This is a genomic window from Pseudomonas sp. PS01303 (assembly GCF_029959385.1).
Lineage (GTDB): Bacteria > Pseudomonadota > Gammaproteobacteria > Pseudomonadales > Pseudomonadaceae > Aquipseudomonas > Aquipseudomonas rustica.
This window is the reverse complement of record NZ_JASCPK010000262.1, coordinates 1-3,956: the sequence shown is the minus strand read 5'-3', so window position 1 is coordinate 3,956 and position 3,956 is coordinate 1. Positions and strand designations below refer to the sequence as shown.

The following is a 3,956-nucleotide window of genomic DNA, read 5'->3' as shown; positions in this document are numbered from 1 at the left end:
GCTGCGATCTTTTGATCTTGCTTTTGTTTTCCAAAAATCAAAGTCAAAAGATCGCAGCCTGCGGCAGCTCCTACAGGGGTGGTGTGTTTAGTAGAGGCATTCCACGGCCATGGCCGTGGCTTCGCCGCCGCCAATGCAGATCGCAGCGATACCGCGTTTGAGGTTTCGCTGGCGCAGGGCCGAGAGCAACGTCACCAGAATCCGCGCACCGGAAGCACCGATCGGATGGCCCAGCGCACACGCACCGCCATGCACGTTCAACTTGTCATGCGGGATTTCCAGGTGCGTCATGGCCGCCATGCCGACCACGGCAAACGCTTCGTTTACCTCAAATAGATCGACATCATCCAGCGACCAACCGGTTTTCTTGATCAATTTCTTGATCGCCCCAATCGGCGCCACCGGGAACAAGCCGGGGGTGTCGGCGAACGCCGCGTGACCATGAATCACCGCCAGCGGTTTCAACCCCAGCTTCTGCGCCTGAGATTGACGCATCAGCACCAACGCCGCCGCGCCATCGGAAATCGAACTGGAGTTCGCTGCCGTCACCGTGCCACCTTCGCGGAACGCCGGTTTCAGCGAGGCAATCTTGTCGAGTTTGGCTTTCGGTGGCTGCTCGTCGTTGCTGATCAGTACCTGCTCTTTGCCGACGGTCACGGTCAGAGGGACGATTTCGTCCTTGAAGCTGCCGTTCTGAATCGCCTGCTGAGCGCGGGTGGTCGAGGCGATGGCGAATGCATCCTGAGCCTCGCGGCTGAAATGGTTGGTCTCGGCACAATCCTCCGCGAAGGTGCCCATCAAGCGGCCCTTGTCGTAAGCGTCTTCGAGGCCATCAAGGAACATCGAGTCGAGCACGCGACCATGGCCCATGCGGTAGCCGGCGCGAGCACGATCCAGCAGATACGGCGAGTTGGACATGCTCTCCATGCCACCCGCGATCACCACATCGGCACTGCCGGCGACCAGCATGTCGTGAGCGAGAATGGTGGTCTCCATGCCCGAACCGCACATCTTGTTGACGGTGGTGCAACGGGTCGACTTGTCCAGCCCGGCGCCCAGCGCAGCCTGACGCGCGGGCGCCTGACCGAGGCCGGCCGGCAATACGCAACCGAACAGCACTTCATCAACCGAATCACTGGCAACACCGGCGCGTTCAACCGCAGCCTTGATCGCCGCGGCGCCGAGTTGCGGCGCAGTGAGGCTTTTCAGTTCGCCCTGAAAGCCGCCCATGGGCGTGCGCACGGCGCTGACGATAACAATCGGATCGTTGGAAATGGTCATGACAAATCCTCCTTACTTGGCGGCCATGCGCAAGGCGCCGTCGAGACGGATCACCTCGCCGTTGAGCATGCTGTTTTCGATGATATGCCGAACCATTGCAGCGTATTCGGCAGGCTTGCCCAGACGCGGCGGGAACGGTACGCCGGCGGCCAGCGAGTCGCGGACTTCCGGGGTCATGCCGGCCATCATCGGGGTTTCGAAAATGCCCGGGGCGATGGTCATCACGCGGATGCCGAAACGCGCCAGTTCACGGGCGGCGGGCAGAGTCAGACTGGCGATTGCGCCTTTGGATGCCGCGTAAGCTGCCTGACCGATCTGGCCGTCGAACGCCGCGACCGAGGCAGTGTTGATGATCACGCCGCGTTCGCCGTCGGCATTGGCTTCGGATTCGGCAATCGCCGCAGCGGCCAGACGCAGCATGTTGAAGCTACCGATCAGGTTGACGTTAATCACTTGCGCGAAACTGCTCAACGCATGCGGGCCGTTCTTGCCGAGGATTTTCTCGCCACGCACGATGCCAGCGCAGTTGACCAGACCATTGAGGCTGCCAAATGCGGCGACCGTCGCTTGCACAGCAGCTTCGGCAGCGGCTTCGTTGCTGATGTCAGCCACCACACTTTGCGCGCCCAGACGCTGAGCCTGAGCGGCAACCGCTTCGGCGTTCATGTCCACCAACATCACTTTGGCGCCGGCATTCACCAGCAATTCAGCGGTGGCCGCACCGAGGCCGGATGCGCCGCCGGTGACGATAAAAACCTTGTTCTCGATCTGCATGACTGTCTTTCCTGATTCAAGCTGAAACGTTATGCGCCGCGGCCTCTTGAGCCTTGGCGATTTCCTGGTTGCGCAAGATAAAGCGCTGCAATTTGCCGCTCGGGGTCTTGGGCAATTCGCTGACAAATTCGATTTCACGCGGGTACGAATGCGCCGCCAGACGCTTGCGCACGTGTTGCCGTAGTTCCTCGGCCAGCTCTGGCGCGGCGCGGTATTGCGCACTCAGCACGACAAAAGCTTTGACCAGTTCGGTGCGCTCCGGATCCGGCTTGCCGACCACCGCCGCTTCGACCACCGCCGGGTGCTCAATCAGCGCGCTTTCGACGTCGAACGGGCCAACGCGATAGCCGGAGGTGGTAATCACGTCATCGCTGCGGCCGACGAAACTGATGCTGCCGTCCGGGTTCCATTCCACGGTGTCGCCGCTCAAGTAGTAATCGCCGACGAAGGCCTTGGTCGGCGCGCCTTCGTAGCCACCGAACCAGCACATCGGTGATTGCGGACGGTCGATGGCGAGGATGCCGGGCTGGCTGACACCGAGTTCGTGGTACTGATCATCGAGTACGACAATGCGATGCCCCGGCGAGGCGAAACCGGCAGCGCCGATGTGTACCGCGTGGTCGAGGCCGTGGTGGTTGCACAGCACCATGCCCAATTCGGTCTGGCCGTAGTGATCGTGAATAACCACGCCGAGGTTGTCGGCGAACCAGCGGATCACCTCCGGGTTCAGCGGCTCGCCGGCGCTGCTGACGATGCGCAATTTGCCCTTGATCGACTTGCCGAACTCGTCACCGCCAGCAATCAGTAGACGATAGGCCGTCGGCGAACCGGTGAGGTTGGTGATGCCGTACTTGTTGATCACCCGGCAGGTGCTTTCGAGGGTGAATGGGCCATCGTAAAAGGTGATCGGGTGGCCCATCGACAACGGGCCGGTGACGCCGAAATAGATGCCGTAGGCCCAGCCTGGATCGGCAACGTTCCAGAACGCATCTTCCGGGCGCAGATCGACGGCATCGCGGGTGTAGCTCTGGAACGCGACGATGGCTTTGAGTGGTACCGACAGCGCTTTCGATGGGCCGGTGGTGCCCGAAGTGAACATCAGCAGAAACGGGTCTTCGCCGGTCATCAGCACCGGTTCGCAGACGTTGGAATAATTGGCGAGTTCGGCCCAAAAACTGAAATCGCCACGGACGATGCCCTGGCCTTTGGCGCCGCCGACGGTGACCAGCGTTGGGCAATCGGCGACTTCAGCGAGTTTCGGCCGGTTGACCGCGTCGGTGACCACGACTTTGGCGCCGGAGCTGTTCAGGCGATGTTCGAGGGCTTTCGGGCCGAACGCGGTGAACAGCGGTTGATAGACCGCGCCGATGCGCCAGGTGGCGAGCACGGTGATGAGCAATTCGATGTTGCGCGGCAGCAGGCCGGCGACCTTGTCACCCTTCTGCACGCCCTGAGCGAGAAGGAAATTGGCGAAACGCGCAGCTTTGTCCTGCAGGTCGCTGAAGGTGTACGTCGCACTGGCGCCGTCGCGACCTTCCCAGAACAGCGCAATGCGCCCGGGCAAGGCGTGGCGGTCGCAGCATTCGACGCAGGCGTTGAGCGCCTCCAGCGTACCGCTGAGCGCGGCTTCCACGGTGTGCTGATAGTTGAACTGTGTGGTGGCAGACAAGTAATCGCGCATTGCCAGAATCCCTCTGTGTTTTTATTAGGCTGGGAACCGTAAACAACAGAGGGATAGTCGCGCTGTGCGGGGGTTGGGGCAATGGTCAAAGCCATCAAAGTGGCTGACTGGTTTGGCCAAGACAGCTCAACATCGCCCTCCCTGTAGGAGCTGCCGAAGGCTGCGATCTTTTGACGTTTATTTTTTTAGAACAGGATCAAAAGATCGCAGCCTTCGGCAG

The 3,956-nt window shown here is 61.0% G+C and carries 3 protein-coding genes; all 3 read right to left on the bottom strand.

Annotation, left to right across the window (positions count from 1 at the left end):
• Positions 1 to 87 precede the first annotated feature (87 nt).
• The 3 genes from QMX93_RS30090 to QMX93_RS30080 are packed head-to-tail and all read right to left on the bottom strand — an operon-like array spanning position 88 to position 3,736.
• Positions 88 to 1,281 (bottom strand): acetyl-CoA C-acyltransferase, encoded by a 1,194-nt coding sequence (locus QMX93_RS30090; RefSeq protein ID WP_282359218.1) that lies wholly within the window; start codon positions 1,279 to 1,281, stop codon positions 88 to 90.
• Between the two features lie 12 nt (positions 1,282 to 1,293).
• Complete coding sequence (locus QMX93_RS30085) at positions 1,294 to 2,055, bottom strand: SDR family NAD(P)-dependent oxidoreductase (RefSeq protein WP_282359216.1); 762 nt, start codon at positions 2,053 to 2,055, stop codon at positions 1,294 to 1,296.
• A gap of 16 nt (positions 2,056 to 2,071) precedes the next feature.
• The gene (locus QMX93_RS30080; RefSeq protein WP_282359215.1) at positions 2,072 to 3,736 is read right to left on the bottom strand and encodes an AMP-binding protein; all 1,665 of its coding nucleotides are present in this window, start codon (positions 3,734 to 3,736) and stop codon (positions 2,072 to 2,074) included.
• Between the last annotated feature and the right edge of the window lie 220 nt (positions 3,737 to 3,956).